The sequence below is a fragment of the Candidatus Margulisiibacteriota bacterium genome, assembly GCA_041658645.1.
Taxonomy (GTDB): Bacteria; Margulisbacteria; WOR-1; order O2-12-FULL-45-9; family XYB2-FULL-48-7; genus JBAZZV01.
The window spans coordinates 149,081-175,606 of the sequence record JBAZZV010000003.1; the positions used below are offsets into that span (position 1 = coordinate 149,081).

Here is a 26,526-nt window from a genome sequence, read left to right on the forward strand (position 1 = left end):
ATTTTTTGAAGTATAGAGTTCTCGGGAAAACCCTAATCACTCTGTCTTTCGGAGTAGGAATAGAACCTACTTAATATCTAGCTCTCTCCCGCTGAGAAATCCGGTAGACAGATTCAACTATTTTCTGCTTCGCACCTCCCTTTCAGCGTCATCCGGCAAACCTTCGACCACGATCACGATCTCGCCTTTGACCACTTTGGCCTGAAAATGGGCCAGAACCTCGGAAGTCTTGCCCCGTTTGATCTCTTCGAATTTCTTGGTCAACTCCCGGCAAACCGCCAAAGGCCTGTCACCAAATACCGTCCGGATATCTGTCAGCGTTTTGACCAGCCGGAAAGGGGACTCATACATTATAACTGTTACCCCGGTTGCTTTCAACCGCTCCAGGGCTTTTCTTTTTTTGCCCGGTTTCTTCGGCAGAAAACCGTGGAAGATGAACCGGTCGGTCGGCAAACCGGAGACAGCCAGGGCGGTGATGGCGGCGGAAGCGCCCGGGATCGGCTCGACCCGGATCCCGGCCTCGACCGCCCCTCTGACCAGCTCGTAGCCAGGGTCAGAGATACCCGGCATGCCGGCGTCAGAAACCAGGGCGACATTCCGGCCCGAGAGGACCGCCTCAATGATCTCGCCGGTCTTGGTCTTAATATTGAACTTATGGTAGGAGGTCAGCCGGGTCGTGATGTTATATTTGTTGAGGAGGATCTTGGTCTGGCGGGTATCTTCGGCCGCGATCAGGTCGACCTCCGAGAGGACGCGGACCGCGCGGAAAGTGATGTCTTCGAGGTTGCCGATCGGCGTGGCCACCACATAAAGGATACCGGCCATCTAGAAGTTGGGGAAGGTCGGCCGCGGCGTATCTTCTTCGGCGAGAGCGGTCGGCTCGCCCAGCAACGGCTCAACAGCCGGCTCAACGGGGAGCGGGCCGGATTCGACTTTCACCCGGCCGTGGTAAACCGAACCTTCATCGATCACGATCCGCCCGCCGGTCAGGTCACCATGGACGCGGCCGCTCTTGGCGACTTCCAGTGTTTCTTTAGCGATAATATCTCCGTCCACCCGGCCGGAAATGATGACATTGCCGCCGCTGATCTCGCCCACGACCTTACCGGTCGGAGAAACGAGCACTTCCCCTTCCGCCCTGATCTTCCCCTCAAATTCTCCGGCCACATTGATCGAGCCGCGGGAAACCAGCTCCCCTTTGAACCGGGCATGCTCGCCGACGATCGAATCGACCCCGCCCAGGATCGGTGAATGTTTGGCCCCGGAAAACATTTTATCCAGCACTCCCATATTACTTTACCTCCATAATTTACTGGCGCTCAAGATGTTCTTATCAAGAAAAGCGACCGGGTTAAGCGGCGCCCCCCAACGGCGGACCTCGTAATGCAGGTGCGGGCCGGTCGTCCAGCCGGTCATCCCGACATAGCAGACCACTTGCCCTTTTTTGACCCGCTGGCCAACGCTGACCGCGTAATTAGAATTGTGGGCGTAAAGTGTGGCGATCCCGTGGCCGTGGCTGACCTCGACCGTCTTGCCGTAGCCGTGGCGCCAGCCAATATAGGTCACCACTCCATCAGCGGTCACCCTGGCTGGCGAGCCGTAGCTCGCGTCAATGTCGATCCCGGTATGCATGCCGCGCCAGGGAGAGACCCGGTAACCGAACAGAGAGGCAACCCGGCCGTAGAGCGGCCAGGTGGATGGGGTCGCGGCCAGCTTGGAGCGGACATAACTGACCCATTCTTTCAGTTGGGCCAGGCTTTGTTTCCGGGCGGCGATCCCTTCGTCGGCGACCTGGAGGTCGAGGGAGATCCTTTTATCTTTCGCTTCCTGGCTCCCCAGCTTGGTTTCCACTTTCCCACCGGTCACCAGTGGCTTTAGCCCGAGCAGTTTGCGCAGTTCATTCTCCCGGTTAGCCAGCTCCTTGATCTCGCGATTGACCTTCCTGGTCTTGTTCGCCAGGCTGCTGATCACCTCTTGCTGCTGGCGCGCTCGGGTCAGCGTATCGGCATAGTTGACCAGCTTGCGGGAGACCAGGGATGAGTAGACGATAGATGAGGCGACCAAAATGACCGAGAAGAAAGCCAGGAAGACCGCCGTATAGACCCAGCTGGCCCGGACCTTCAGGCTGATCGGCTTCCCGCGGGCATCGTGCGGCATGATCATGACGCTGTAAAACTTCGTTTTTTTGCTCTTATTGTCCATATTTTGTGTTTAAAAATCGGGGCGAGAGGATTTGAACCTCCGACCTCACGGTCCCGAACCGTGCGCTCTACCAAGCTAAGCTACGCCCCGCAGAAAATAATTCTATCACTTCTTCAGGTATTTCGCCATAGATTCGGCGATGGTCAGCTCCTGACCGGCGGCAAACCGCTTCAGGTCTCCTCGATGGGCGTAGGCCGCCAGGAAGAAAAGCGCCACCCCGTAGAGGATATAGGACCAGCTCATTGAGCCCATCCACATTAAAACCGGGGCAAAAGCGAGCGCCACCATCGTGCTTGGAATAAAATAACGGAAAACGGCCAGGCAGAGGGCCCAGATCAGGATCATCAGCAGGCCAAAGACCGGATCGATCGCCAGAAAAGTCCCCCCGGTCGTCGCCACCCCCTTCCCTCCCTTGAAACGGAGGAAAAGGGAGAAATCGTGGCCGGCAACAGCCGCAAACCCAGCCAACAAGACCGCCCAGGGAGCCAGATGGTAATGTTGCGCCAAGAAAATAGCGAGGTAACCTTTGGCAATATCGCCAGCTAAAGCCAGGGCCCCCATTAGCGGGCCGGCCACCACCAGGGCATTCGTCGCTCCGACATTCTTCGTTCCAGCCGTTTTGACGTCTTTCCCTTTGAGCTTGGGAAAGATGTGGCTAAAGGGGATCGAACCGATCAGATAGGCGGACAAAATAATAAATATGGTTTTCATAAACTAAACTGGAACCTGCGACTGAACGTCGCGGTTCCAAGTATTTTCTTTTCTTGCGAGGAAACCGCGAAGTTTATTCGCAGGTTTCCTCGCAATAGTCGGACGACCTACGCAACCTTCTCTAACCCGAACGCTTTATGCAGGACCTGGACCGCCCTTTTCCCCTGCTCGGCTTTAACCACGCAGGAGATCTTGATCTCCGAAGTGGTGATCATCTGGATGTTGATCTTCTCGGCGGAGAGGGCGGCAAACATCTTGGCGGCGGTCCCGGGCTGGCTGACCATGCCGATGCCGACCAGGGAGACCTTGGCGACATCCGGGTCAGAGATGACCCCCGAGGCTTTTAGTTCCTTGGCCACTCGCTCGGTGATCTCGACCGCCGACTTGAGCTCCGGCCGGTCAACGGTGTAGGCCATATCAGCCTGGGTCCCCTGCGAATGGATCGACTGGACGATCATATCGACGTTGATCTTCTCGGCCGCCAGCGCCCCAAAGAGCTTGGCCGCCGTCCCCGGCTGGTCCGGCACGTTCAGGATCCCGATCTTGGCAATATTCTCGTCGAGGGCTATCCCCCGGACCGCTTCTTTTTTTTCCATTTTTGACGCCTCCTCGATATATGTCCCCTCGTCTTCTTTCGTGGCGGAGCGAAGATGAATAGTTATCCCGTAGACGCTGGCGCATTCGACCGAGCGCGGGTGCAAGACCTGAGCTCCCAGCGAAGCCAGTTCCAGCATCTCTTCATAAGAGATATTCTTGAGCTTGCGCGCTTCCGGGACGATCCGCGGATCGGCCGTGTAAACTCCGTCGACATCGGTATAAATATCGCAAACCTGGGCCTGGAGCGCCGCAGCGATCGCCACCGCCGAAGTGTCGGAGCCCCCCCGGCCGATCGTAATAATATCCCCCTGGCTGTCGATCCCCTGGAAGCCGGTCACGACCACCACTTTGCCCGCTTTGAGCTCCTTTTTCAGCCGGTCGAGCTTGATCTCCTTGATCCGGGCTTTCTTGTAAATATCTTCGGTCACGACACCGGCCTGGCCGCCGGTCAGCGAGACCGCCGGGCAGCCGAGCGATTGCAGCCCCATCGCCAGCAAGGCGGCCGAGACCTGTTCTCCGGTCGAAACGAGCATGTCATATTCGCGCGGATCGGGCTTGCTGGTCACCTGGTGCATCAGGGCGATCAGCTCGTCGGTGGTGTGCCCCATCGCCGAGACGACGACCACGACATCGTTTCCGGCATCTTTGATTTTTTTGGCGCGGCGCGCGACATTCTTGATCTTTTCCGGCGTGCCGACCGAAGTGCCGCCATATTTGTGGACAATAATAACCATAATTGGAGAAATTATAGCACGGATTTATAATAACGTGAAAGCTGATCTGTTGCCTAGACCGCTCCGGCTGATCGTTCCGCCAGGACCGCCGCCCCCAACAGGCCGGCGTTGTCGCCCAGTTCCGACAAAACAACTTTCGAAGCCAAATCGTTCTGTTGCGGCCAGGAAACGATCCCCGGCGAACGCAGCATCATTCTTAAAGTATCCAGCAACGGTTTACCAATTTGCGCCACTCCACCACCCAAAACATGAAGCCCGTTTAAGGTTAGCGCGTGGCCGGTTGAAATATTCATCGCCAGATGAGCCATGGCTTCATTTACGACCCTGATCGCCATCTCTTCTCTCGCCAGAAAAGCGTCACCAACCTCTTTTCCGGTCAATTTTCTTCCGGTCAACTTAAAATACTCATTAGCCATGGCAGTTCCACTGGCATAGGCTTCAACACAACCCCGGGCGCCGCAGCCGCATTCTCTGGCTGATAAATCCAGGATTGGATTAACAACTTTAAAGTGTCCCCCTTCCGCGGCGTTGGGAAATATTTCCCGCTCTCCATCAACGATCGCGAAGCCGTAGCCAGTACCGATCCCGTGCCAGATAACGACGTCATGAGACTTTCCCGCCCCGAACATCGCCTCGCCCATAACTGCCGCTCTGGCATCGTTAAAGCCAAGTATTCTTCTATCGGTCGCCGCGGAAAGCTCTTTAATAAAGCCTTTAAAGCCATATCGTAAATTAGGGGGATTAAATTTGGGCTCTCCCTGCTCATCGATCGGACAAGGGAACCCTATGCCGCCGATTGAGACAGCCTCGATCCCGAGTTTATTCATTTCCAAGGCAGACCTTTTTGTCAGTGCTTCCGCGCTGGAAAATTCCTCCATCGGCACGCGCACGGCCTTTTCGAGCCGGCCCTGCTTTACGACCGCCAGGCGCAAATTTGTGCCGCCGATGTCGCCAGCCAAAACCCGGCGCGCCGGCTGATTGAAGTAATTTTTTACTCTATTAATAACGCTCGCCGTCATATTAGCCCCCCTTCAAAACCACAAAATGATGCCGGTTGGCGCCGGGATTATTGCCGGTCTCGGCCCGCAAACCAACCTGTAAACCATTGCTCAACAATTCCTGTCCGGTTTTTGTGTACCCCTTCCTGGAGACAAGGTCATAGAAAACATAGTTCGAGCCGGAGTCAAAACCCAAGCTAGCAACATCAAAACAAGCCCAAGCCTTTTCATCAGATTGAGCCCCGGTGTAAGTCACGGCTATTTCCATCAGCGGCTTTTGACTATCGGTCGGTTGCCAGACCGTCCAGTTGCCGGCGGCGGCCCGGTAGGCAACCGCTTCGACCTCGACATTCTTGACCTGGGCCTGGAACAAATCGGCAGGGCAATTCAAAACGCCAACCGAACCGAAAGGTCGAAAGTCCGTCCCGATCGATTCCTTAATATTCGCCAGATCAGTATCCTCAATCGCCGGGAGCCGTTGTTCCCAATTTCCCATTGGGTTACCGACCTCGCCGGATGTCCCCGGCTGGATGTTGGTGTATTGCCATTTTTCAGCATTTAAATGGGCGGGGCTTAGAGAGTACAAAGAGGCCAGCGGCATAACCACCGTCCCGGCACCAGAGCCGGCAATGATCCGCCGGTGAATCTCCATCATGAAATCGGTAGTTAACTCGGAAACACTGATTGGGCCAGCCAAACCCGGAGCTAGGATACCGAACCGATTTAAAAATTTGCCGACCCGCTGGCCGTCTATCCAGTTGTAGGGGTGATCACCCGCCTGGGCGGTCAGCAAGCCGGTCAAAGCCGGCATGTCGTGAGTCAGGCTCAAGCGATCGTTCTGCCCGTAATTGGCCAGCGGCACGTCTTCCCAGGGCAAGGACCTCATTAAGGTAATATCCCTGCCGTTCGAAATAGCAGCCTGGATCGCGTCTTCCGCCGCGACCCGGCGATGAAAATCGCCGACGGTTTCAGCCGTGAACTTCATGCTGGGGACTTTTTCCAACAAAGCGAATAAAACTTTTCTCGCGAAGACGTGTCGCTTAACTTCTTCCTCTTCTTGAGCCGGTTTAAAGACCCAGCGTCCGCCCTCTTCCGCCGTTTTCGCATCGTGGGGATCGGCGGCGTTCAGCACCCGGTATTGGCCTCGCGCCAACAACTGCGGATCATAGACCGGAAAAGTCGTGTAGCCGCCCAGAAAACCGCAGGCGTGATCGATGCCGATCCGGTTAACGCCTAATTCGTTGAGATTTTTAAAACTGTTAACTTTAAAATCCAGCAGTGAGTCATTGTCTTTTTCGGCCAGAAAACCCCAGAGCTGGATCGGGTAACCATTTTGCGGTTCCGGGAAGCACCCGATCTGGCGTTTAAAATCAAACATTTCCGGCATCAGGAATCCTTCCGCGCTCTCGCGGGAGATCCCGACCCCGACCAGCACCTCGATCTCTTCGATCCCCATGGTCCGGGCATAGTCCAGCCCTTCGCGAACCTGGCGATAAGTTTCCATCTGAACGTATTTATGATAATTGATCCGGTCCTGGTTCCCGGCTATGAATTCCCGGGTCTTCGAACCGGGCATGTCGGCGTAGTCGCGATCCCATTGCTCCATCGGCAGACGGTCAAGCTGTTCTTTTAGCACCTTGAAATAAGCGTACTTGTCCAACCACCAGGAATGTTTCTCGCAGAAAGAGGCAAATTCCTTGACCCGCTCCGAATCTTCCGGCAGCAGCACAAACTGATCAAAGGCTGCGGATAGAATTCTAATACTCTTATCTTCCAACAGGCGCAAGTTAGCCTTGGGTCCCCGTGTTTCTTTGACAGCACAGCCCAAAACGTCTTTCACGTTTTTTCTTAATGCCCCGTTGTTTTTAATTTCCGGGATTTCAGCCGGATCAAGCAAACGATGGCTCAGCGCGTTCATGCTGGTGCGGCTGAACAAACTGGCCATTCCCGCCTCTACCTCATGGATCGGCTGCAAGCAGACCTGTCTGATGCCGGCGGCTACCAGTCGGTCAACCACTGCCTTGAAAGTCGTCATATTGCCGGCACCAAGGTCCAAAGTTTTGTTCGACCTCAATTGAGCAACGGAGAACGTGGGCATAAAATGCTTTTCGCGGACCGCGGCAGGATTTGTCATATCATTTAGTTATCACTAACAGCTGGAGAAAATTTCAATGATTTTTCCGGCGTTGATTATGGATGCAGAGCTTTGATCTCACCCGGGGTTAAGTTGCGGCATTGGCCAACCTTCAAGTCATCCAACCTGATATTTTGCATCCTGGTCCGTTTCAGGCTGACCACTTTGTTACTGACCGCTTCTACCATCCGCCTGATCTGGCGATTTTTCCCTTCTTTCAAGACAATAGTAAAAGCCTTGGGTCCGGTCAAGACGACCCTGGCCGGCAAGGTTTTTTCGCCGTCGAGCACGACCCCGGCCTGCAAAGCCTGCAGCATCGCGCCGGTCACCGGCCCGTAGGTTTCCACTTCGTATTCTTTTTCATGTTCGTAACGGGGATGCATCAATTTATTGGCCAGTTCACCGTCATTGGTCAGGAGGATCAATCCTTCCGACGACATATCGAGGCGGCCAACCGGGTATAACCGCTCTTTGACCGCTTTGACCAGATCAAGGACCGTCCGTTCTCCTTTCTGGCTGACGCAGGAGCTGGCATAGCCGCGCGGTTTGTAGAGTTTCAGGTAGATCTTCTTCTCTTCCCGGTGGGCCGGCCGGCCATCAACCGCCACCTTGTCCCGGTCAGGGTCAACCTTACTCCCCAGCTTGGAGACCACCACGCCATTGACCCTGACCCGGCCGGCCGCGATCAGCTCTTCCGCTTTGCGGCGCGACGCCACTCCGCATTCAGCCAGGTATTTTTGCAGCCTTATCATATGCTCCATAGTTAATGTCCCCTTTAATAAACTCTATTTTCATATTATAATTAACATTATGCCACAAGACCATTCATTTGACATCGTTTCCAAGCCGAACCTCCAGGAAGTCGAGAATGCCATCCAGATGGCGGCCAAGGAGCTGGCAAACCGCTTCGACTTTAAGGGGAGCATCAGCAGTATCACCAAGGAAGGGGACAAGGTTAAGCTAGTCTCCGAAGACGAGTTCAAGCTGAAAAACGTCGTCGCCATATTGCAAGAGAAGTTTACCCGCCGCCAGATCCCGCTTAAATTCTTTGAATATAGCAAAATCGACACCGCGCTCGGCGGCACGGTCAAACAGGAGATAACGATCAAGCAGGGAATCCCCCAGGAGAAGGCCAAGGAGATCACCAAACTGATCAAAGCAAGCGGCCTGAAGGTCCAGGCGCAGATCCAGGGGGACGAGGTCCGCGTCTCCGCTAGTAAGATCGACGACCTGCAGGCGCTGATCGGCAAGCTGAAGGCCACCGACTTCTCGCTACCAATAGCCTTTCTGAACTACCGCTAGTGAAAAACCTACTCGATTTTGACCAGAAAGAGCTGATCGCGGCGGTTAAAGAGGCCGGGCTCCCGATCTTCCGCGCCAAACAGCTCTATCACTGGCTCCACAAACGCCTGATTTTTGATTTCAACGAAATGACCGACCTATCAAAAGAGCTGCGGGCGCAACTGCAAGGGATGTTCTATATCGGCCTCCCCAAGGTCAAACAGGTCCTCAAGGCGAAAGACGGGACCCGGAAGTTCGTCTACCAGCTGGATGACGGCCCCCTGATCGAGACAGTCCTGATCCAGGACGCGACCGACCGGAAAACTGTTTGTCTCTCCACCCAGGCCGGCTGTCCGCTGAAGTGCGGCTTTTGCGCCACCGGCTCGAGCGGTTTCAAGCGCAACCTCAAAGTGTCGGAGATCATCGGCCAGCTTTACGGTATTTCCCGCGATGTCCCGGATATCTCCAACTTGGTTTTCATGGGTATGGGCGAACCGTTCCTGAACTACGACAACGTCATGAAGGCGCTCCGGATGCTGACCGCCAAGGAAGGGCCGAATTTCGGCCAGCGCAAGATCACCATCTCGACCGCCGGCATCCCCGAGGGGATCAAGCGTTTTGCCGACGAAAACCTCCAGGTCCGCCTGGCGATCTCCCTCAACGCGTCCGATGATAAGACCCGCGGAAAGATCATGCCGGTCAACCGGAAATATCCGCTCGACCAGTTAATTCCGGCAGTCAATTACTACATAAAGAAGACCGGCCGGCGGGTCACTTTTGAATACATCATGCTGAAGGGGATCAACGACCGGCGGCAAGATCTGGAAAGCCTGAAACAGTTCTTCACCACCATCTCGGCCAACATCAACATTATTCCGTTCAACGCCTTTGGGCACACCTACCAGCCCTCCCCACCCGAGACGATCAAGTTCTTCATCAAAGCGCTCTGCGCCGAGGGGATCAGCGCGGTGGAACGAAGCAGTAAGGGCGAGGATATCCTGGCCGCCTGCGGACAACTCGCCCTTCTATCTTGAATAGGAAACTGCTATTTTGAATCTGGCCAGCGGCTTTGGACTTTCCGTTGAGGTGATGATCGCTACATAAATGCCGTTGGCCACTTTTTGGCGGTTGTCCAGCGTTCCGTCCCAGCTAAATTTATTGCCGCCCGCCCTGCCGCCCATCTCACCCTTGTTAAAGGCCCAGATTTTTATCACTTCCCCGTTCGGCGCGATCACCATGATCTTGATATTCGCGTCGGTGGAAAGCCGGTAAGAAATTGCCATCGGCACCCCGCCGGCGGGATTAAAAGGACTGGGGAACGTCATCGGCGCCTCCGGCAATCTTAAAGGGCCACCAACATCAAAGGTGATAATTTTCTTAGTTGAAGAAGGGTTCCCATCCTTCCCGCTTGATTGAGCCGTAACGACGATCGTGTGGGTTCCGGGGGCAAGCTCCTGGCTGAAGGTGTAAGTCACGGTCGCCTTCGCGATCTGGCCTTCGGAGGGAGAAGTTCCCGCAACGTAAGTTTTGACAACCACCGCCCCGGAGGCCGCGGAAATCGCTTTGGCGGAGACAGCCCCCGGATCAAGGTTGATGGAATAATCTCCCAATGAATTTGGCTTGTTGATCACGATCTCAAGCTTGATCTTCGGCTTGGCCGAGACCGACGGCGCGCTGGCTAAAGCATCATAGGCCCGGTTTTCCAGCCAGGCGTTGATCTTTGGCGCCGGCTCGGGTTTGACCGCTGTCGTCGGCGGCGCGGCGGCCGGAACAGTGGTTGTGGTTATGGGACCGGCAGGCATTCCCGTAGGTCCTTCGGGCGTCGGCGGAAGCGTTGTGGTGGTCATCTCCGTCAAAGGCATCGCCGTGGTAGTTGGTATCTGCCCGGCCGTGACAGTTGGAGCTGTTGTTGTTGTAACTCTTGTCGACGGCAAGGTTGTCGTAGTCATCGCTGTCTGCGGTGTCGAACCAACTGTTGTGGTAGTCATCTCCGTCTGTGGTGTCGCACCAACTGTTGTGGTAGTCATCTCCGTCTGCGGTGTAGAACCCACTGTCGTCGTCGGTGTTGGACCGGCAGGCATTCCCGTAGCCCCTTCGGGCATCGGCGGAACCGTGGTGGTCGTTGGCGTTGGACCGGCCGTGACGGTTGGAGCTGTTGTTGTCGTAACCCTTGAAGATGGCAATGTTGTTGTGGTTGGGATCTGTTGAGCCGGGATTGTGCCCCCTGTCGTCGTAGTTATTTGTTGGGAGGGAATCGTTGCTACTGTTGTGGTTGTAATTTCGATTGGCAGAATTGATGCCAGCGTAGTGGTTGTGATTTGTTGAAGTGGAGTTGTTCCCACTGTCGTCGTTGTTATCTGTTGAAGCGGCATTGCCCCCACTGTCGTCGTGGGAATCTGCTGAAGTGGAGTCGCGCCCACTGTCGTCGTTGTGATTTGTTGAAGTGGAGTTGTCCCCACTGTCGTTGTGGTTATCTGTTGTGCTTGCATCCCCGTGGTCGTTGTTATCTGCTGGGGCTGGATCGTCGTCCCCGTCGTAGTCGGTATCTGCTGTGCTTGCATCCCCGTGGTCGTTGTTATCTGCTGGGGCTGGATCGTCGTCCCCGTCGTAGTCGGTATCTGCTGTGCTTGCATCCCCGTGGTCGTTGTTATCTGCTGGGATTGTATCCCCGTTATCGTTGTTATCTGTTGAAGCGGCATTGCCCCCACCGTCGTCGTCGGTGTTGGACCGGCAGGCATTCCCGTAGCCCCTTCGGGCATCGGCGGAAGCGTTGTGGGGGTTGTAGAACCGGCAGTAACCGTCGGCGTCGTCGGTGTTGGACCGGCCGTGACGGTTGGAGCTGTCGTTGTTGTAACTCTTGAAGATTGTAGTGTTGTTGTCGTCGTCGAAGTCACTACTGCCGACGGGACCATGAAACCGGTTTTAACATTTAGATAGGGCGACGTAAAACTGCCGGAGGTAATGGAAAAATTAGTGATTTCTTGAGCAAAAATCATTCCGCTCAACAAAATCAAAACTAAAACAACAAAACCAAATATTGGCTTTTTAATCATTTTGCTTCATTTGCTAAATTTATTTAATCGTCCCCGATTTACTTTTAGCGCGCTCCAGTCGCTTTCGGTTTTCCCCCAAACGCATCGGGGTTCAAATATTTCCCTTTAGTGAACTTGTTCCCCTGTCCTTTCTCTTCTTCGATCACCAAAGGATGCTTTTTAACAAAGGCGTCCTGGCGGCTGCCGGTCACCTGCCAGCTGATCTCCTGGCCGGCCTTGCCGCCGGCGATCACGAACTTATTATCCTTGATCTTTGACTTGATGAAGATCGGCGCGAACTCGCCGAGCGCGGTCAGCTGGTAGCGGAAATCCCGGTTCAGCGCCTCAAAATACTTCGGCAACTGCACCGTCGCTTCGCCTTTATCGTTCAGCCTGGCGATCCCGTCATAAATATTCTTCATGTCCGGGCTTTCCACAAAACTGTGACGTAAAATCTTGTTTTTGGGATCAAGAGGATGATCTATTAGGAAAGAACCAGCTGCTTTTTGCAAGTAGCCGTCGACGTAGACTTGTCCCCAAAAAATTGCGGCAAAATCATTCTTAGTTGGTGCGCCGACCGATAAGGGCGGGGTCATCCCGTAAGGCGGGATAGCATGTCGGTCGGGGATCGCAACAGTGCCATTCGTTAACGACATCAATCTTTTACCATTATCAAAAAATGATAGTCCGTTATACGTAATATGGCTGATCTGGCTGGCTACATTATTCGCCGAATCCAAGAAATTGATCGCACCAATAGCAGACGGATTAGACGTCATATTCTGCAGCTCCAGCACCGCACCATTTTGATTTTTGGTCGAGGTCATGGTGAGTGCGCCCGACGGCTTGCAATTAATGTACGTAACAGCCGTGCCGCCAGTATCCAGGAATTGAATCCTGGCTAAGGTGCTCGGGTTAGGCGTGGTGTTTCTAAATTGCAGGAACGTACCATTGACATCATTCTTCGACGTGAGGTTGAGGTGAGCCAAGTCCCTCTCGACCTGGATCGAGGCGAGCGGATTATTGGTACCAATGCCCAGATTCCCGGTGCTGGCATTACCGATCATGACATTGGCCCCATTCTCGGTCAATCTAATTGGTAAAGCTTGAGAATTTGCGCCGCTTGAATTAGCATAAATTGAACTGGGATCGCCGGCATTTAAAATCAGCCCTTTTTCGATCTGCTTGCCGCTCTCGCCTAGCCCTTTCCTGATATACAGGTCGCCGTAAACGGCCATGTTATTCGTGCCAGGGAAATTGGCGGCTGGATCGCCGATCTGCAAGGCGTAACTGCTATTGGCTTTATTAACCCCCAGCCCGATGGCCGCCCGGCCGACAACCGTGAAGCCGTCTATCCCCCTCTCCGCCACCTCGGAATGAAAAGCATAAGGGACTGATGTTAAAGTCACATCACCGACTGGCTTCCCGTTGGACAGGATCGTAATCACATCGGGCGGCGGAAAACCATAGGGATCAGGGAAAAGCTTGGTAAAATCAAGGCTGGTGTTGAAATAACCAGCCTTATCGGTCGTGACCGGGCCAGGAATGGTTGGGATAGGGGTGCTATTGATTTGAAAAGTGATCGGGATGTCACTGACCGGAGGATTCAATACCCCCTGGACATTAATTATTTTCGGGATCACGGCCCAGCTTTGGCCCGCCAAAAACAGAGCCGCCATCAGCCAGCAACCAGCGATTAAAATTATCTTATTTTTCATTTAACTGCCTCCCGTTATTGATGTCAAAAGTATAGCAGAATGCCGCATTTTTGCAAAGAACCCAACCCGGCGTCAATTGAAAATCGGATTTTCAATTATACCCAACCCACATTAAAACCCATTAATTGGCGTTAAAAATGGGATGTCCGCCGTAAATTGCGGCGATCTTACTTAAATTCCGCCTCGTAGCCGAGTTCAAATAGCTTTAGCTTTCTTGTCAAAAATCTCATATTTATCTAACATATTCTCATTTTTCGACCAGCGCTTGACCTCTTTTTTGTCTATCTTATGCCTTTTCGCGACCATTAACGCTTGTTCCAGCGATTGCCGGTCATTCCAATGATAAAAAGCAGCCAGACGATCTTTAACGCAATCAGTGGGGCTTAATAAGCGGAAACTCCCAGTTCGTGTTTTAATGGTCGATATTTCTTTGACCGGCTCCCGGCCAACCGCCAGCGGTAGCGGGATAAATTCAATGATGAATGGGCAGTCATCATTTCCAAAAAAACCCTCTGGCCTTAAGTCGAAACCAATCTCACCCAGAGCCTTTTTGATCGCGGCCGGTTTATCCTCAACCGCATTGGTGACAAAATCAAGATCCAGCGACTGATATCTGTTTTCAGAATAGACACTGACACATGCCCCACCGGTCAAAACGGCATCGATCTCATATTTCTTTAGTTGCGCCCCAACTATCGCGGCCAATTCTTTGAGCGTGACCTTTTGGAGACTTTTATTCAAAGCGGTTTGCCGGCCCGGCGGGGACGGAGACGGGGGGTGTAATACTTTTCCCTTTCTTTTGTCGGAATAAAGGACAAAGCTTTAGCCAAGAGCGCTTCCAGCTCCGCCTGGAAAGGATACCGCGGATTAAAACTATATAACCTGGTCCTGCCCTTCAAGCGGCTGATCAGGACCTCACCCTTCTCCAGCTTTTTTAATTGTCGGATAAAGGCCGTCGGGTGCCCGGCAAATGTCCGGGCGATCTCCCTCGCATGTCCCTCACTCCGAGTGAAGAGATAGAACAGTATCTGCTCTTTTATTTTACCGGCCAGAAGAACTTCTAACATGATTTAAATAATACATTAATACTATTGGCTGGTCAATACACATTATGTGTTCATATGGACACACAATGTGTTCATGCAAGCTGTCCAGGTTGCATGATATAATAAATGTCATGAAAGCCCACATCGTCAGCCTCGGTTGCCCGAAAAATCTCGCTGACACCGAACTCCTGATGGGCCAATTGGCCGGCGATGGCTACACATTCACGGACGACCCGGCGGAAGCCGAGCTCATCCTCGTTAACACCTGCGCGTTTATCCAATCGGCCACGGACGAGGCGATCGCGACGATTAGGGAACTTGCAAAATACAAGGTACCAGGTACCAGGAACCAGGTACCAGGGAAATGTAAATACCTTATTGCCGCCGGATGTTTACCGCAGAGATATAAGAACGAAGCGCCCAAATTACTTCCCGAGGTCGACGCTTTCATCGGAACGCCACAGCGCTTTCATAGTTATAAAGCCGCCAGGGTCAAAGCAACCCCACCCTGGTTTGCCTATGTCAAAATCGCCGAGGGGTGCAGTAACCGCTGTACTTACTGTGCCGTGCCGGGGATCCGCGGTCCTTTCCGCGCCCGGCCGTTGAACGATATCCTGAAAGAGGTCGCCCTGCTTGCCGGCGCCGGCGTGAAAGAAGTTATTTTCGTCGCCCAAGATACGACCGCTTATCCCCACCTCCCCAAATTACTTAGATTGACGGCAAAAATACCAGGTGTCCGCTGGATCCGGCTGATGTACGCCCACCCGGCCCATATCAGTGATGAACTGCTCAAAACGATCGCCGCTGAACCGAAGATCGTTAAATATCTTGACTTGCCAATCCAGCACTGCAATGGTAAAATATTAAAGAGAATGCACCGGCGCTACTCGCGTCGTTCGCTGGAAAACATAATCGCCAAAATTAGGAGGCTGATACCAAACATAGCCCTGCGCACTTCGGTCATCGTCGGTTTTCCCGGTGAAGACGAGGCCGGTTTCCAGGAGCTGCTTAGGTTCGTCCGCCAGGTCAAGTTCGAACGCCTCGGGGCCTTCACTTACCAGCGGGAAAAAGGGACGCCGGCCTACCGGATGAGGGGGCAGCTTCCCGAACGGATCAAAAAGCGAAGGTTAGACAGGTTGATGAGGGCGCAGGCCCTCATTGCCCAACGGTTGGGACATAAAATGATCGGCAGAACAATTGAAATACTAGTCGAAAAGGCGGTCCGCGGCGGGTTTACCGGCCGTAGTTCTATGGACGCGCCCGAAATAGATGGTTCTGTCATCGTTTCCGCCCGCCGATCAAAGACACCGGGAGAGTTCGTCCAGGTCCGCGTCACCTCGGCGCGCACCTACGATCTCCTCGGTCGGATGACTTGACCTTAGCCAACAAGATCACCTTAACCAGGTTAGCCCTCATCCCCATCGCCGCCCTCCTTTTGCTGGCCGGTTTTTGGGGAATATCCGCCGCTGTTTTCCTGGTCCTCTCATTCTCCGACGCGCTCGACGGCTATGTCGCCCGCAAGTACAACCAGGTCTCGGAAATTGGTAAACTGCTTGATCCCCTGGCCGATAAAGTGCTCGTCCTGACCATGCTGGTCGGGCTGACGGCGCTCGGCAAGGCGGACCCGATCGCCGTCATGCTGATCACCGCCCGCGAATTTATAGTCGCCAGCGTCCGCGCCAACAAGATCTTCGGCGCCAGCCCGGTCGCCAAATGGAAAACGGTGTTCCAGATCGCCGCCGTCTTTATGCTGATCCTTGACCTGCCGCTAGCCTGGTTGGCGCTTTGGCTGGCGGTCGCCCTGTCGCTCATTTCGGGAGGGGCATACCTGTGGCAGAGCCCGTTCCTCAAGCAACTGAAGTTAAGTTAGAGGACTTTTTCACCAAGGTCCTGTCGGTCATCGGCCAAACGACCGATGGGCAGATCGCCGACTTGTTGAAAAAGAGCCGGCAGACCATCGCCGTCGCCGAATCGTTGACCGGAGGATTAGTTTCGAGCCGCCTGACTAACCTCGGCGGCAGTTCTGATTTCTTTATCGGCGGGATCGTCTGCTACTCGCCGCGGGTCAAGGTGACCCATGTCGGCGTGCCGGCCGGGCTGATCAGCCAGTTCGGCGTGGTCAGCAAGGAAGTGGCCGTCTCGCTGGCCGAGGAGATCAAGAAAAGGTTCCGGACCGACATCGGACTGGCCGTGACCGGAGTGGCCGGCCCGGCGCCGATCCCCCCCGCCCCGGTCGGGCGGGTCTATATCGCCCTCGCCGGCCAGCGCGAGGCCGAATGGAAAGAGTTGAACCTCCAGGGGACGCGGGCGGAGATCAGGGAAAAGGCGGCCCAGGCCTGTTTAGGTTTGTTATGGCTCTACCTGGGCGGGGACGAAATTTTAAAATAAGGAGGGGTGAGTGGCTGGGGGAAGTTGGGGAACGCTTATTAACTAAGGAGGAAAAAAGATGAAAGTGATCGGCAGAGACGACAGAAAAGAAGAAAAAACGATGGCCAGCGGTGAGAACAAGGCCAAGGCCCTGGGGATAGCCATTGCCCAGATCGAGAAAAACTTTGGCAAAGGTTCGATCATGAAAATGGGTGAAGCGACCAAAATGAACGTCGAGACGATCCCGACCGGGGTCCTCTCGCTCGACGCGGCGCTCGGCGTCGGCGGCCTGCCGCGCGGCCGGGTGATCGAGATCTACGGCCCGGAAGGGGGCGGCAAGACGACCGTTTCGCTCCATGTTATCGCCGAGGCCCAGAAGAGAGGGGGGACCGCGGCCTTTATCGACGCGGAACACGCCATGGACCCGAATTACGCGAGGAAACTGGGGGTTAACATTGATAACCTCCTGATCTCCCAGCCGGATTACGGCGAGCAGGCACTGGAGATCGCGGAGACTTTGATCCGCTCCGGAGCGATCGACGTCATCGTCATCGACTCGGTGGCCGCCCTCGTCCCGAAAGCCGAAATTGAGGGGGACATGGGCGACGCCGTCATGGGACTGCAGGCGCGGCTGATGTCGCAGGCGCTGCGCAAACTGACCGCGGTCATCTCCAAGTCGAAGACCGTGATGATCTTCATCAACCAGCTCCGCGAGAAGATCGGCGTCATGTTCGGCAATCCGGAAACGACCCCGGGCGGCCGGGCGCTCAAGTTCTACTCTTCGGTCCGGCTCGACGTCCGCGCGGCCGAGAAGATCAAGGAGAACGACAAGATCATCGGCACCCGGGTCAAGGTCAAAGTGGTCAAAAATAAGGTCGCCCCACCCTTCCGCGAAGGGAGCTTTGTCCTGATCCACGGCGTGGGCCTGTTGCGCGAAGCCGACATCATCGACCAGGCGCTCAACCTGGGGCTGATCGAGAAGAGCGGCTCCTGGTACAACTACGGCGGCGAGAAGCTCGGACAGGGGTTTGACGGCGCGATCAGTTTTCTTAAAGAGAACACCAAACTGGCTAACAAGATCGAAGGGGAGATCAGAAAGAAGATCATCGTTCAGTAGTAAACCCATTACTCCCTGCTCCCCCTCCCCGACCGGGCGAGGGGGTCAGGGGGTGAGGGCTGAAAGGGGGCTCGTGAAATGGAAATGTATATCGTCAGTTATATTGTCATCGGCGCGCTGGTCATCTTCGGGTTGGGGATAGCCTATCTGGCTATTCGCCGCCAGATGTCGGAGCAAAAGGTCCGCATCGCCGAGGAAACTGCCAAGCGGCTGATCGAGGACGCCAAGAAAGACGCCGAACGGTTAGCCCGGGAGGCACGGGTCGAGGCCAAAGACGAATTGATCCGGATGAAGGCCGAGGTCGAGCGGGACTCTAAGGAGCGCAAAAACGAGCTAACCACTCTGGAGCGCCGCATCCAGTCGCGTGAAGACCATTTAGAGAACAAAGAGAAGAACTTCGAAGGCCGCGAAAAGACGATCAAGCGGGCGGAAGAAGAGCTCATCAAGCTGAAAGAAGCATTGCAGAAGATCCGTGACCAGCTGGTCATCGAGTTGGAAAAAGTCGCCGCCCTCTCCCGGGAAGAGGCGAAACAGGAATTGTTGTCCCGGTTAGATAAGGAACTGGAAGCCGAAGCGGCCAAGCGGATCCGGGCCAACGAAGAAGAGATCAAAAAAGAGTCGGAGAAGCGGGCGCGCGAGATCCTGGCGACCGCCATCCAGCGCTGTGCCGTCGACGTGGTGGTCGAAACGACCACTTCGCTCGTCGAGTTGCCGAGCGACGACCTGAAAGGCCGGATCATCGGCCGCGAAGGGCGCAACATCCGCGCCTTCGAAACGCAGACCGGCGTCGACCTGATCGTCGACGATACCCCGGAAGCGGTTCTCCTCTCGAGCTTTGACCCGCTCCGCCGGGAAACAGCCAAGATCACCCTGCAAAAGCTGATCGCCGACGGCCGGATCCATCCCGCCCGGGTCGAAGAGATGGTGGAAAAAGCGCGCGCGGAACTGAAAGCGGCCATGTGGGAGAAAGGTGAGCAAGCCGCCATGGAAACTGGTGTCCACGGCCTGCCGCCGGTCCTCATCCAGCTCCTTGGCCGGCTCCATTACCGGACATCCTACGGGCAGAACGTCCTCCGGCATTCGGTCGAAATGGCCCATCTCGCCGGCATGCTCGCCACCGAACTCGGGGTCAATGTTAACCTGGCCAAGCGCGCCGCTCTCCTCCATGACATCGGCAAGGCGGTCGACATGGAAAGCGAAGGGACGCATACCCGCCTCGGCGTGATGCTGGCGGAAAAAGCCGGCGAAACACCGGAAGTGATCCACGGCATCGAGGCGCACCACGGCGACGTGGAGCCGCGCACCGTCGAAGCGATCCTCGTCCAGGTGGCTGACGCTATTTCCTCCGCCCGGCCCGGCGCCCGCCGCGACACGCTCGAAGCCTACGTCAAGCGGCTGGAGAAACTGGAAGCGGTCGCCAAATCGTTTGACGGCGTGGAGAAAGTTTACGCTATTTCCGCCGGCCGCGAGGTCAGGGTCATCGTTGAACCGAACCGGATCAGCGACGACGCCGCCGTCAAGCTGGCCCACGACATCGCCAAGAAGGTCGAGGCCGAAATGGAATATCCCGGCGAGGTCCGGGTAACCGTCATCCGGGAGACCAGGGCATCGGATGTCGCCAAGTAAGCTTAATTTACTGTTTATCGGTGATCTGGTCGGCGCCTATGGCCGGGAGGTCTTGAAGCGTCTCCTGGCCGAGATCAAGAGCGAGTACGCCGTCGACTTTGTGATCGTTAACGGCGAGAACTCGGCCCACGGTTACAGCATCACCGAAAAGATCTACCACGAACTGCTCGACCTCGGGGTCGACGCCATCACCATGGGGAACCATGTCTGGGAGAAGAAAGAGATCGTCACGAAGATCGAGGCCCTGAACCAAATGGTCCGGCCGGCCAACTATCCTGCCGGCACTCCGGGAGCGGACCATCTCCTCCTCGATTGCCAGGGGGTGAAGATCGGGATAGTCAACCTGCTCGGCCGGGTCTTTATGCAGTGCCTGGATTGTCCTTTCCAGGTGGCCGAGCGGCTCATTTCCAAGCTCCGTGAGCAGACCAAGATCATCCTGGTCGATTTCCACGCCGAAGCAACCTCGGAGAAATGCGCCATGGGTTATTTTCTGGATGGTAAGGTCTCGGCCGTGGTCGGCACCCACACTCATGTCATGACGGCCGATGAACGCGTCCTCACCGGCGGCACCGCCTTTATCTCCGATGTCGGCATGGTCGGCGCGCAGGAATCGATCATCGGGATGAATAAAGAGCAGATCCTCAAGCGTTTCACGACGCAGTTGCCGGAGAAGTTCGCGCCGACGGAAGAAGGTCCGGGGTTATTCAACGCGGTCCTGGTCCGGGTCGACACGGTAACCGGCAAGGCGCAAGAGATCAAGCGGATCAGCCGGGTCACGGAACCGCTCCGCTCCGACAAGGAACAGGGTTAGCTCAAAGCGACCAGTCGTTCGGCCAGTAGCTTGACCCGGGTCGCGTACTCCACTTGTTTTTCCCGTTCTTTTGCTACCGACTCCGGATTAGCACGTGAGAGAAAGTTATGATCTTTGAGGCGGGCGTCGATTTTGACCAGTTCCCCCTCCAGCTTCTCTTTATCTTTGGTTAACCGGGCGCTCTCTTTGGCCGGGTCGATCAGGCCGGCCAGGTTGACGTAAACCTCCGCTCCGGAAATAACAGCCGACGCTGATTGTTTGGGTTTCTCTTTTAAACTAGCGACCAATTCTATCTTGCCGACTTTAGCCAGAGCTTTAAGATACGGCTCCGATACCGTTTGCGTGGAAACGATAGTCACCGCCACTTCGGTCCCGTGCGGTACGTTGAACTCGGCCCGGATATTTCTGACCGCCCGGACCAGCTCCATCACTCTCCCCATTTCTGCCTCTACCTTAACATCGATAACCTTCTCGTCGGCTTCGGGCCAATGCTCAAGCATGATCGAGTTCGGAGTTTTGAGTTCTGATTTCGGAGAAAGCTTCTGATAAAGCTCTTCAGTAATAAATGGCATAAAGGGATGAAGCAATTTGAGCGTTCCTTCCAGGACCGATAAGAGAACTGCCAGCACAGCTTGTTTCGCTTTAGGATCTTCGCCGTAGAGTCTGACCTTGGCGATCTCCACATACCAATCGCACAATTCCGACCAGATGAAATCGTAAAGGGCCCGGGCCGCTTCCCCAAACTCGTACGCATCAATATTCTTGGTCACCTGTTTGATCGTCTGGTTATAGCGGGATAGGATCCAGCGGTCGGCCAGTTCTAAATATGTAGCGGCGACCTTTAGGTCGCCATTTAATGGCGGTCTAAAGACCGCCTCTACATTAGCTCCGGCTCCCATCAACACAAACCGGCTGACATTCCATATCTTATTAGCAAAGTTCCTCGCTTCAGTTATCTTGTCTTCCGAAAGCTTAACGTCCTGCCCCTGCCCGGTGATCAGGGAGATAAAGGCAAAGCGGAGGGCGTCTGCCCCGGCTTTATCGATCACTTCCAGCGGGTCGATCACGTTCCCCCACGACTTGCTCATCTTCTTACCGTGGATATCCTTGACCAGGGCGTTGAAATAGACGGTGTGGAAGGGGACTTTCCCCATAAAATGGATCCCGGCCATGATCATCCGCGCTACCCAGAAGAAGATGATGTCATAGCTGGTCACCAGGACATCGGTCGGGTAATAAGTTTTCAAGTCTTCCGTTTTATCCGGCCAACCTAACGTTGAAAATGGCCAAAGTGCCGAACTAAACCAAGTGTCGAACACATCCTCATCCTGGACTATGTTTGTCCCGCCGCATTTCGGACACTTTTCCGGCTTTTCTTCCGATACAATTATTTCACTACATTGTTCGGATTTAGGATTTAGGATTTCGGATTTACAGTAATAGGCGGGAATCCGGTGCCCCCACCAAAGCTGACGCGAGATGCACCAGTCGCGCATATTGGTCATCCACTGGAGATAAACCTTGGTCCACCGCTCGGGGACAAACTTGACCTCCCCTTTTTCCGCCGCCACGATCCCCTTGGCCGCCAGGGGGCCGACCTTGACGAACCACTGGTCGGAAAGATACGGCTCGATGACCGTCTGACAGCGATAGCAGTGGCCGAGCGAGTTGTCGTGATCCTCGATCTTCTCCAAGAAGCCGCCGGCTTGCAGCAATTCGACGACCTTCTCGCGCGCCTTGTACCGGTCGAGCCCTTCCAGCTCAGTCAACCTTGTCCGCTCTTCCGGGGCGAATTCGGCCAAAGTGACCTTAGCGTCCGGCGTCAGGAGATTGATGAACGGCAGGTTATGACGAACTCCCATCTCATAGTCGTTCGGATCATGCGCTGGGGTCACCTTGACCGCTCCGGTCCCGAAGGCCGGGTCGACAAAGTCATCCTGGATGATCGGGATATGGCGCCCGACCAGCGGGAGCTCGATCGTTTTCCCCCAGAAGTGCCGGTAGCGTTCATCTTTCGGATTAACGGCGACCGCCGTGTCTCCCAGCATCGTCTCCGGCCTAGTGGTTGCAACAATTAGATAATTAATTCCTTGTTCGGATTTAGGATTTAGGATTTCGGATTTTATAGGATACTTGATGTACCAGAGCGAAGATTTCTTATTCTCGTGCTCGACTTCGATGTCGGACAGTGCGGTCTGACAGCGCGGGCACCAGTTGATCGTCCGTTTCCCCCGGTAGATCAACCCTTCGTTATAAAGCTGGACAAAGTGGCGCTTGACCGCGCGATTCAATCCCTCGTCCATGGTAAACCGTTCCCGCGACCAGTCGCAGGAAGCGCCAAGACGCCTTAACTGCCGGGTGATCCGGCCCCCGTATTCCTTTTTCCACTCCCAGACCCGCTCGACAAACTTCTCCCTGCCTAAGTCCTCTTTCTTCTTCCCCTCTTTTTTCAGCTCGCGCTCGACGACGTTTTGGGTAGCGATCCCGGCGTGGTCGGTCCCCGGCACCCAGAGCGTTTGAAAGCCCTGCATCCGTTTATAGCGGATTAGCAGGTCCTGGATCGAATTGTTAAGGGCATGCCCCATGTGGAGGGAACCGGTCACGTTCGGCGGAGGAATAACGATCGTGAAGGTCTTACCGGCTCCCGGCCCCCAGTCCCCAGCAACCGGCTTGAAAAGGCCCGCCCCTTCCCAATATTCGTACCACTTTTGCTCGACTTCAGCGGGGTTATAAATTTTAGAGAGTTCTTGGTCCATTTAAATATCAGACTTCTTGCCTCAACCGATCGTATTCTTCAATTTTTCTGGAGGAACGACCGCTAGCTTTGTCATCTGGCGACCTCAAGCTGATAGGAACCGATGAAAAGATTTTGCGGAATTTGAATTTCTTTGTCTTTATATTCAATCTCTAAACAAAGCCCAATCGCTTCTTTAATCCTTTTATCAAGTTCCTCAAGTGTTTTTGCCTGGCTGTGACAACCTTTTAAGTCGGGAACTTTTGCGATGTAAATGCCGTCTTCATCCTGTTCAATCAGAACCGGAAACCTATATTTGTTCAAGCTTAACACCCCCCTTATTTGTTAATTATAACACGAATATTTCCCATAATAAGTGAAATTCCCTTGAATCTGCGCGGATAACAAGTCAGGGGGAAATTACTATGCCAATTTGGTTTGATCCAGCTAAAAGAACTGCCAACTATATAAAAACAAGGCCGGATATCAATTTATTTTCTCAAAAAGCAATTAAAGGGGAATTAAAACAAGAAAATTTGGATCATTTAATTACCCATTTAAAAAATAATCCAGCCGCCTTCAATCGTCAGGAGAATAGAGACATTGTCCAGTTCATCTTTCTGCCGGTTTTAGATGGCGAAGAATATTCTCTTGAGATGAAAAAAATAGCCATTGATGGGCTTAAATTTATGGCGGCAAGAGTAATCCCCGAGGATAGGAAGGGAATAGAACTGGTGATCAATAAATTTGAGCCACAAAGGCCGGAACTTCCTAAGCCGACGCCTGGACCGATCGCTCCCCCGCAAAGGCCAATCGTTACGCCAAGCCCACTGGCGACTAAGGCGTCTCCCGTGCCAGCCGCTCAGCCGGCGCCGGAAGTTCGACCAGCAAAAGCGTCGCCTGCGCCTTTTGAAATAGACTTCGCCTTACTTTCTTCTGTAGACCACATAGGGATAACGAAACGTTTTTTAAGCGGACTCGCCGACATTCCGATCCCAATAGCTTCTGAAATACTAAAAAGATATGTTGATGATACTTTACTTAGTCGCGAAGACGGACAACTATTGATATCGGCTTTAAACGAGCATTTCCAGCATTTCAAGGGTTTTCAAGGCGAAAATAACACATCTGTAGAACCGCATATTGTTTTTGCTGACTTGCCAGAAAGGGACAGCATTGAAATGATTGTTTCAGCTTCTATTATATTTCGTAAGCCTGTTGGAAAATAAAAATAAATTTCCTTGTATATGCGCGGATAACAAGGTAAGAGGTAAAAATAATAACATGGACAAAATTACCGGCATCCGTCCGCAAGTTGGCGCCTTAAAGGAAAGATATTATCGGGTCAGCGCGCCTAACATTAAGTCCTTGTGCGATAAAGCCATTACCGGGAAAATCGAACAGGGGGACTTGAACCATTTAGTTGTCCACCTGGAAAACGATCCTAAAGCTTTTCGTTATGAATCTGGTGATATTGCCAAATTCATTTTCTTGCCAGTTATGGAAGATGTTTATCCTGAAGCAATGAAAGAAACCGCTCGATTTGGGCTTGAACTATTAGCGGCAGAAGACAGGCCGGGACATTGGACGGCCAAAGAAATAATCGAAAAGCTAGATAAAGCAGAACCACCCAAACCAGCGCCAGGCCCAATCGCTCCTCCGCATAGACCAATCGTCACACCAAGCCCGCTGGCGACGAAAGCGGCTCCCGTACTAACCGCCTCACAACCAAGGGCAATAGTTCCGGCTGCATCACCGGCTCGGCCGGTTACTCCTCCTTCGCTCCCAAAGCCAGCTCAAGTAACTCCAGCGAGGGAAGTCCCTCTATCAACCAAGCCTGTAACCCCAAGAATAGCAGTTACGCCCACAACCATAAGAGAACCGCTAAAACCTGAACGGTCTAGTGGAAACTCTAGGCATCAAATTGCTATACAGCAAGCCGACGAATTATTCGAAAGTATACATGATACCGAGGCTTCCCCTCCCTTGAGACCAGAAACTCCCCCCCCACTGCCAAAGCCGACTCAAGTAGCACCAGTCGCAGTACCAGCTCCAACCAAGCCGATTCCTGCGTCCTCGAAACCGGCATCGGCAAGTTCCAAAATTCTCCGGGAGTTGTTATCAACAGTTCAGGGACTGCGGCAGGATCCCGCCTTACAGTCAGCCTTCTGGAAGTGTTCGCACGCGGAAGCGTATCTCGACAGAATGATTCGTGATGAGAGTGAAAAAGGACGTATTCTTTCCGGTGAGCTTTTAGACACTTACGATCGGGTGTTTCTCGTGGACCAGCTACTGAAAACCTCACATCGAAAATCGTTGTCGCCTCTGTTACGGGAGCTTGCCTCGGTCGAACCGTTTGAGCCGCCGCCGGGGGAAAGGATTGCCGATCTGGGAGCGGATGTTATCGTCACGGCTTCCGAAGAAATCATTCCCGCACCCGGACGTTTTGTTAAAAGTGAATGGCACGTTATCAAGGTCCAGAAACCGGGATTTAAAGATATTGGAAGAGGCGAAGTTTTGCGTCGCCCGGAAGTAATAGCAGGCCGCCGAAAGCAAAGCGGATCAGCCGCTCAGGCAAGGGAAGTCCCTTCGCCAACCCGGCTTGCAACCTCCATTAAAATTGGAGATGAAACACTGTTTTTCTCTGAAGTTACTTATTATGCCGGTCATGGTGGATCTAAAAAGATAAAGACAGGGATTCTGGCAGAGGACTGCGTCTTATTAAATCTTCGCAAAGGGATGGAAGTTGAATTTGACCAACTAGGTTTATTTTCTGCTGAGCTTTCCCGCCCCGCACGATTCGGGACAATAGATCTTCCCGCCAGCACTCGCGTCGCCATCTTTACCGATGGGAAACTTTATCAGGCGACGCTCAAACAGCCTCAAATATTTTACGGCATTGAATATCCTGCCGGAACGCCGGTCTGGTTTGACCGGGACCAACAATACGCGAAAGCGATTCAGATCGTTGAAAAAGATGGGAAAACGATCGGCAGAGAACATTTTAGCGAATCGATGACTGTCGATTTTTCCCCTTCTGGGAAGATCCAAATGGCGCATTATCATCGTAGCCACCATGAGTGGGAGCCGCTACCAGTCGCGGTCAATATTTGGGGGAGAACCTTTGAACTTAGAAACGCCTATGTTCATTTTAACGATGCCGGAGAAAAAGAATCTATAGAACTGATAGAAGGCCAGGAACTATTTGGCTGCTCATTGCCCGCCAAAACATTAATTAGTAAAGAAAAAACCGGTCAAATCGTTGCCAAAGCACCCGGCGGCACTTATAAAAATTTAATTTATGCAGTAAACCGCGACGTTTAGTCGCAGGTTTCCTGCTGAGGTTTTCAGCAGCTCCAATTACATATAAGTATCGAGTATCATGAATATGTTATCACAAAATCAGCAAAATCAGCGA

27 protein-coding genes and 1 tRNA gene are annotated in these 26,526 nt (G+C 53.8%); 13 read left to right on the forward strand and 15 right to left on the reverse strand.

The features are described from left to right. Positions 1 to 117 precede the first annotated feature (117 nt). From rsmI to WC903_03620, 9 genes are all read right to left on the reverse strand, one after another. A complete protein-coding gene (rsmI, locus tag WC903_03580; protein ID MFA5893024.1) occupies positions 118 to 825 on the reverse strand; it encodes a 16S rRNA (cytidine(1402)-2'-O)-methyltransferase in 708 nt (235 codons plus the stop codon). Then, positions 826 to 1,290, reverse strand: coding sequence for a polymer-forming cytoskeletal protein (locus tag WC903_03585; protein ID MFA5893025.1), 465 nt, complete (start codon positions 1,288 to 1,290; stop codon positions 826 to 828). Between the two features lie 6 nt (positions 1,291 to 1,296). Then, positions 1,297 to 2,202 (reverse strand): M23 family metallopeptidase, encoded by a 906-nt coding sequence (locus tag WC903_03590; GenBank protein ID MFA5893026.1) that lies wholly within the window; start codon positions 2,200 to 2,202, stop codon positions 1,297 to 1,299. A gap of 16 nt (positions 2,203 to 2,218) precedes the next feature. Further along, a tRNA-Pro gene (locus tag WC903_03595) sits at positions 2,219 to 2,292 on the reverse strand. A gap of 15 nt (positions 2,293 to 2,307) precedes the next feature. Next, positions 2,308 to 2,913 carry a glycerol-3-phosphate 1-O-acyltransferase PlsY gene (gene plsY / locus WC903_03600; GenBank protein ID MFA5893027.1) on the reverse strand — a complete coding sequence of 202 codons (606 nt, stop codon included), beginning with the start codon at positions 2,911 to 2,913 and terminating at the stop codon, positions 2,308 to 2,310. Positions 2,914 to 3,020: 107 nt separating this feature from the next. Further along, the gene (locus WC903_03605) at positions 3,021 to 4,244 is read right to left on the reverse strand and encodes an aspartate kinase (GenBank protein ID MFA5893028.1); all 1,224 of its coding nucleotides are present in this window, start codon (positions 4,242 to 4,244) and stop codon (positions 3,021 to 3,023) included. A 53-nt stretch (positions 4,245 to 4,297) separates the two neighbouring features. Then, positions 4,298 to 5,263, reverse strand: coding sequence for an ROK family protein (locus WC903_03610; protein MFA5893029.1), 966 nt, complete (start codon positions 5,261 to 5,263; stop codon positions 4,298 to 4,300). A gap of 1 nt (position 5,264) precedes the next feature. Then, on the reverse strand, positions 5,265 to 7,376 hold the full coding sequence (locus WC903_03615; protein ID MFA5893030.1) for a 4-alpha-glucanotransferase: 2,112 nt from the start codon (positions 7,374 to 7,376) through the stop codon (positions 5,265 to 5,267). Between the two features lie 56 nt (positions 7,377 to 7,432). Beyond that, complete coding sequence (locus WC903_03620) at positions 7,433 to 8,128, reverse strand: pseudouridine synthase (GenBank protein MFA5893031.1); 696 nt, start codon at positions 8,126 to 8,128, stop codon at positions 7,433 to 7,435. A 58-nt stretch (positions 8,129 to 8,186) separates the two neighbouring features. On the opposite strand from WC903_03620, the gene WC903_03625 reads away from it, so the two are divergent. Both WC903_03625 and rlmN read left to right on the forward strand, forming a co-directional pair. Then, on the forward strand, positions 8,187 to 8,678 hold the full coding sequence (locus tag WC903_03625) for a YajQ family cyclic di-GMP-binding protein (protein ID MFA5893032.1): 492 nt from the start codon (positions 8,187 to 8,189) through the stop codon (positions 8,676 to 8,678). Beyond that, positions 8,678 to 9,691 carry a 23S rRNA (adenine(2503)-C(2))-methyltransferase RlmN gene (gene rlmN, locus WC903_03630; GenBank protein ID MFA5893033.1) on the forward strand — a complete coding sequence of 338 codons (1,014 nt, stop codon included), beginning with the start codon at positions 8,678 to 8,680 and terminating at the stop codon, positions 9,689 to 9,691. Before WC903_03625 ends, rlmN begins: the two co-directional genes overlap by 1 nt. Here rlmN and WC903_03635 read toward each other — a convergent pair. Beyond that, entirely contained in the window at positions 9,683 to 10,504 is an 822-nt protein-coding gene (locus tag WC903_03635) for a hypothetical protein (protein MFA5893034.1), read from the reverse strand. The two genes, rlmN and WC903_03635, sit on opposite strands and share 9 nt — an antisense overlap. On the opposite strand from WC903_03635, the gene WC903_03640 reads away from it, so the two are divergent. From WC903_03640 to WC903_03650, 3 genes are all read left to right on the forward strand, one after another. Continuing rightward, complete coding sequence (locus tag WC903_03640; protein ID MFA5893035.1) at positions 10,497 to 10,865, forward strand: hypothetical protein; 369 nt, start codon at positions 10,497 to 10,499, stop codon at positions 10,863 to 10,865. The genes WC903_03635 and WC903_03640 overlap by 8 nt on opposite strands. A gap of 285 nt (positions 10,866 to 11,150) precedes the next feature. After that, positions 11,151 to 11,348, forward strand: a complete 198-nt coding sequence (locus tag WC903_03645; GenBank protein MFA5893036.1) for a hypothetical protein — start codon at positions 11,151 to 11,153, stop codon at positions 11,346 to 11,348. An 81-nt stretch (positions 11,349 to 11,429) separates the two neighbouring features. Further along, entirely contained in the window at positions 11,430 to 11,594 is a 165-nt protein-coding gene (locus tag WC903_03650; GenBank protein MFA5893037.1) for a hypothetical protein, read from the forward strand. A gap of 160 nt (positions 11,595 to 11,754) precedes the next feature. Here the strand turns inward: WC903_03650 and WC903_03655 are convergent, their stop codons facing one another. The 3 genes from WC903_03655 to WC903_03665 form a co-directional block, all read right to left on the reverse strand. After that, positions 11,755 to 13,407 carry a hypothetical protein gene (locus tag WC903_03655; GenBank protein ID MFA5893038.1) on the reverse strand — a complete coding sequence of 551 codons (1,653 nt, stop codon included), beginning with the start codon at positions 13,405 to 13,407 and terminating at the stop codon, positions 11,755 to 11,757. 195 nt (positions 13,408 to 13,602) lie between these two features. Next, positions 13,603 to 14,148: a hypothetical protein gene (locus WC903_03660; protein MFA5893039.1), complete on the reverse strand. Its 546-nt coding sequence runs from the start codon at positions 14,146 to 14,148 to the stop codon at positions 13,603 to 13,605. Further along, positions 14,145 to 14,474 (reverse strand): winged helix-turn-helix domain-containing protein, encoded by a 330-nt coding sequence (locus tag WC903_03665; GenBank protein MFA5893040.1) that lies wholly within the window; start codon positions 14,472 to 14,474, stop codon positions 14,145 to 14,147. The genes WC903_03660 and WC903_03665 overlap by 4 nt, the downstream gene beginning before the upstream one ends. Positions 14,475 to 14,584: 110 nt before the next feature. On the opposite strand from WC903_03665, the gene WC903_03670 reads away from it, so the two are divergent. The 6 genes from WC903_03670 (at position 14,585) to WC903_03695 (ending at position 20,374) form a co-directional block, all read left to right on the forward strand. Then, positions 14,585 to 15,829, forward strand: coding sequence for a MiaB/RimO family radical SAM methylthiotransferase (locus tag WC903_03670; GenBank protein ID MFA5893041.1), 1,245 nt, complete (start codon positions 14,585 to 14,587; stop codon positions 15,827 to 15,829). After that, positions 15,826 to 16,323, forward strand: a complete 498-nt coding sequence (pgsA, locus tag WC903_03675; GenBank protein ID MFA5893042.1) for a CDP-diacylglycerol--glycerol-3-phosphate 3-phosphatidyltransferase — start codon at positions 15,826 to 15,828, stop codon at positions 16,321 to 16,323. Before WC903_03670 ends, pgsA begins: the two co-directional genes overlap by 4 nt. Continuing rightward, complete coding sequence (locus tag WC903_03680) at positions 16,284 to 16,841, forward strand: CinA family protein (protein MFA5893043.1); 558 nt, start codon at positions 16,284 to 16,286, stop codon at positions 16,839 to 16,841. Before pgsA ends, WC903_03680 begins: the two co-directional genes overlap by 40 nt. A gap of 58 nt (positions 16,842 to 16,899) precedes the next feature. Then, positions 16,900 to 17,937, forward strand: a complete 1,038-nt coding sequence (gene recA, locus WC903_03685) for a recombinase RecA (GenBank protein MFA5893044.1) — start codon at positions 16,900 to 16,902, stop codon at positions 17,935 to 17,937. 78 nt (positions 17,938 to 18,015) lie between these two features. Further along, positions 18,016 to 19,563 carry a ribonuclease Y gene (gene rny / locus WC903_03690; GenBank protein MFA5893045.1) on the forward strand — a complete coding sequence of 516 codons (1,548 nt, stop codon included), beginning with the start codon at positions 18,016 to 18,018 and terminating at the stop codon, positions 19,561 to 19,563. Next, positions 19,550 to 20,374, forward strand: a complete 825-nt coding sequence (locus tag WC903_03695) for a TIGR00282 family metallophosphoesterase (protein MFA5893046.1) — start codon at positions 19,550 to 19,552, stop codon at positions 20,372 to 20,374. The genes rny and WC903_03695 overlap by 14 nt, the downstream gene beginning before the upstream one ends. On the opposite strand, the gene WC903_03700 is transcribed toward WC903_03695, so the two are convergent. Together WC903_03700 and WC903_03705 are read right to left on the reverse strand one after the other, a co-directional pair. Continuing rightward, entirely contained in the window at positions 20,371 to 23,130 is a 2,760-nt protein-coding gene (locus WC903_03700) for a valine--tRNA ligase (GenBank protein ID MFA5893047.1), read from the reverse strand. The genes WC903_03695 and WC903_03700 overlap by 4 nt on opposite strands. 71 nt (positions 23,131 to 23,201) lie before the next feature. Then, positions 23,202 to 23,432 (reverse strand): type II toxin-antitoxin system HicB family antitoxin, encoded by a 231-nt coding sequence (locus WC903_03705; protein MFA5893048.1) that lies wholly within the window; start codon positions 23,430 to 23,432, stop codon positions 23,202 to 23,204. Between the two features lie 101 nt (positions 23,433 to 23,533). Between WC903_03705 and WC903_03710 the strand changes: the two genes are divergently transcribed. Beyond that, complete coding sequence (locus WC903_03710) at positions 23,534 to 24,337, forward strand: hypothetical protein (GenBank protein ID MFA5893049.1); 804 nt, start codon at positions 23,534 to 23,536, stop codon at positions 24,335 to 24,337. Continuing rightward, entirely contained in the window at positions 24,327 to 26,432 is a 2,106-nt protein-coding gene (locus WC903_03715; GenBank protein ID MFA5893050.1) for a hypothetical protein, read from the forward strand. Before WC903_03710 ends, WC903_03715 begins: the two co-directional genes overlap by 11 nt. Positions 26,433 to 26,526: the final 94 nt, after the last annotated feature.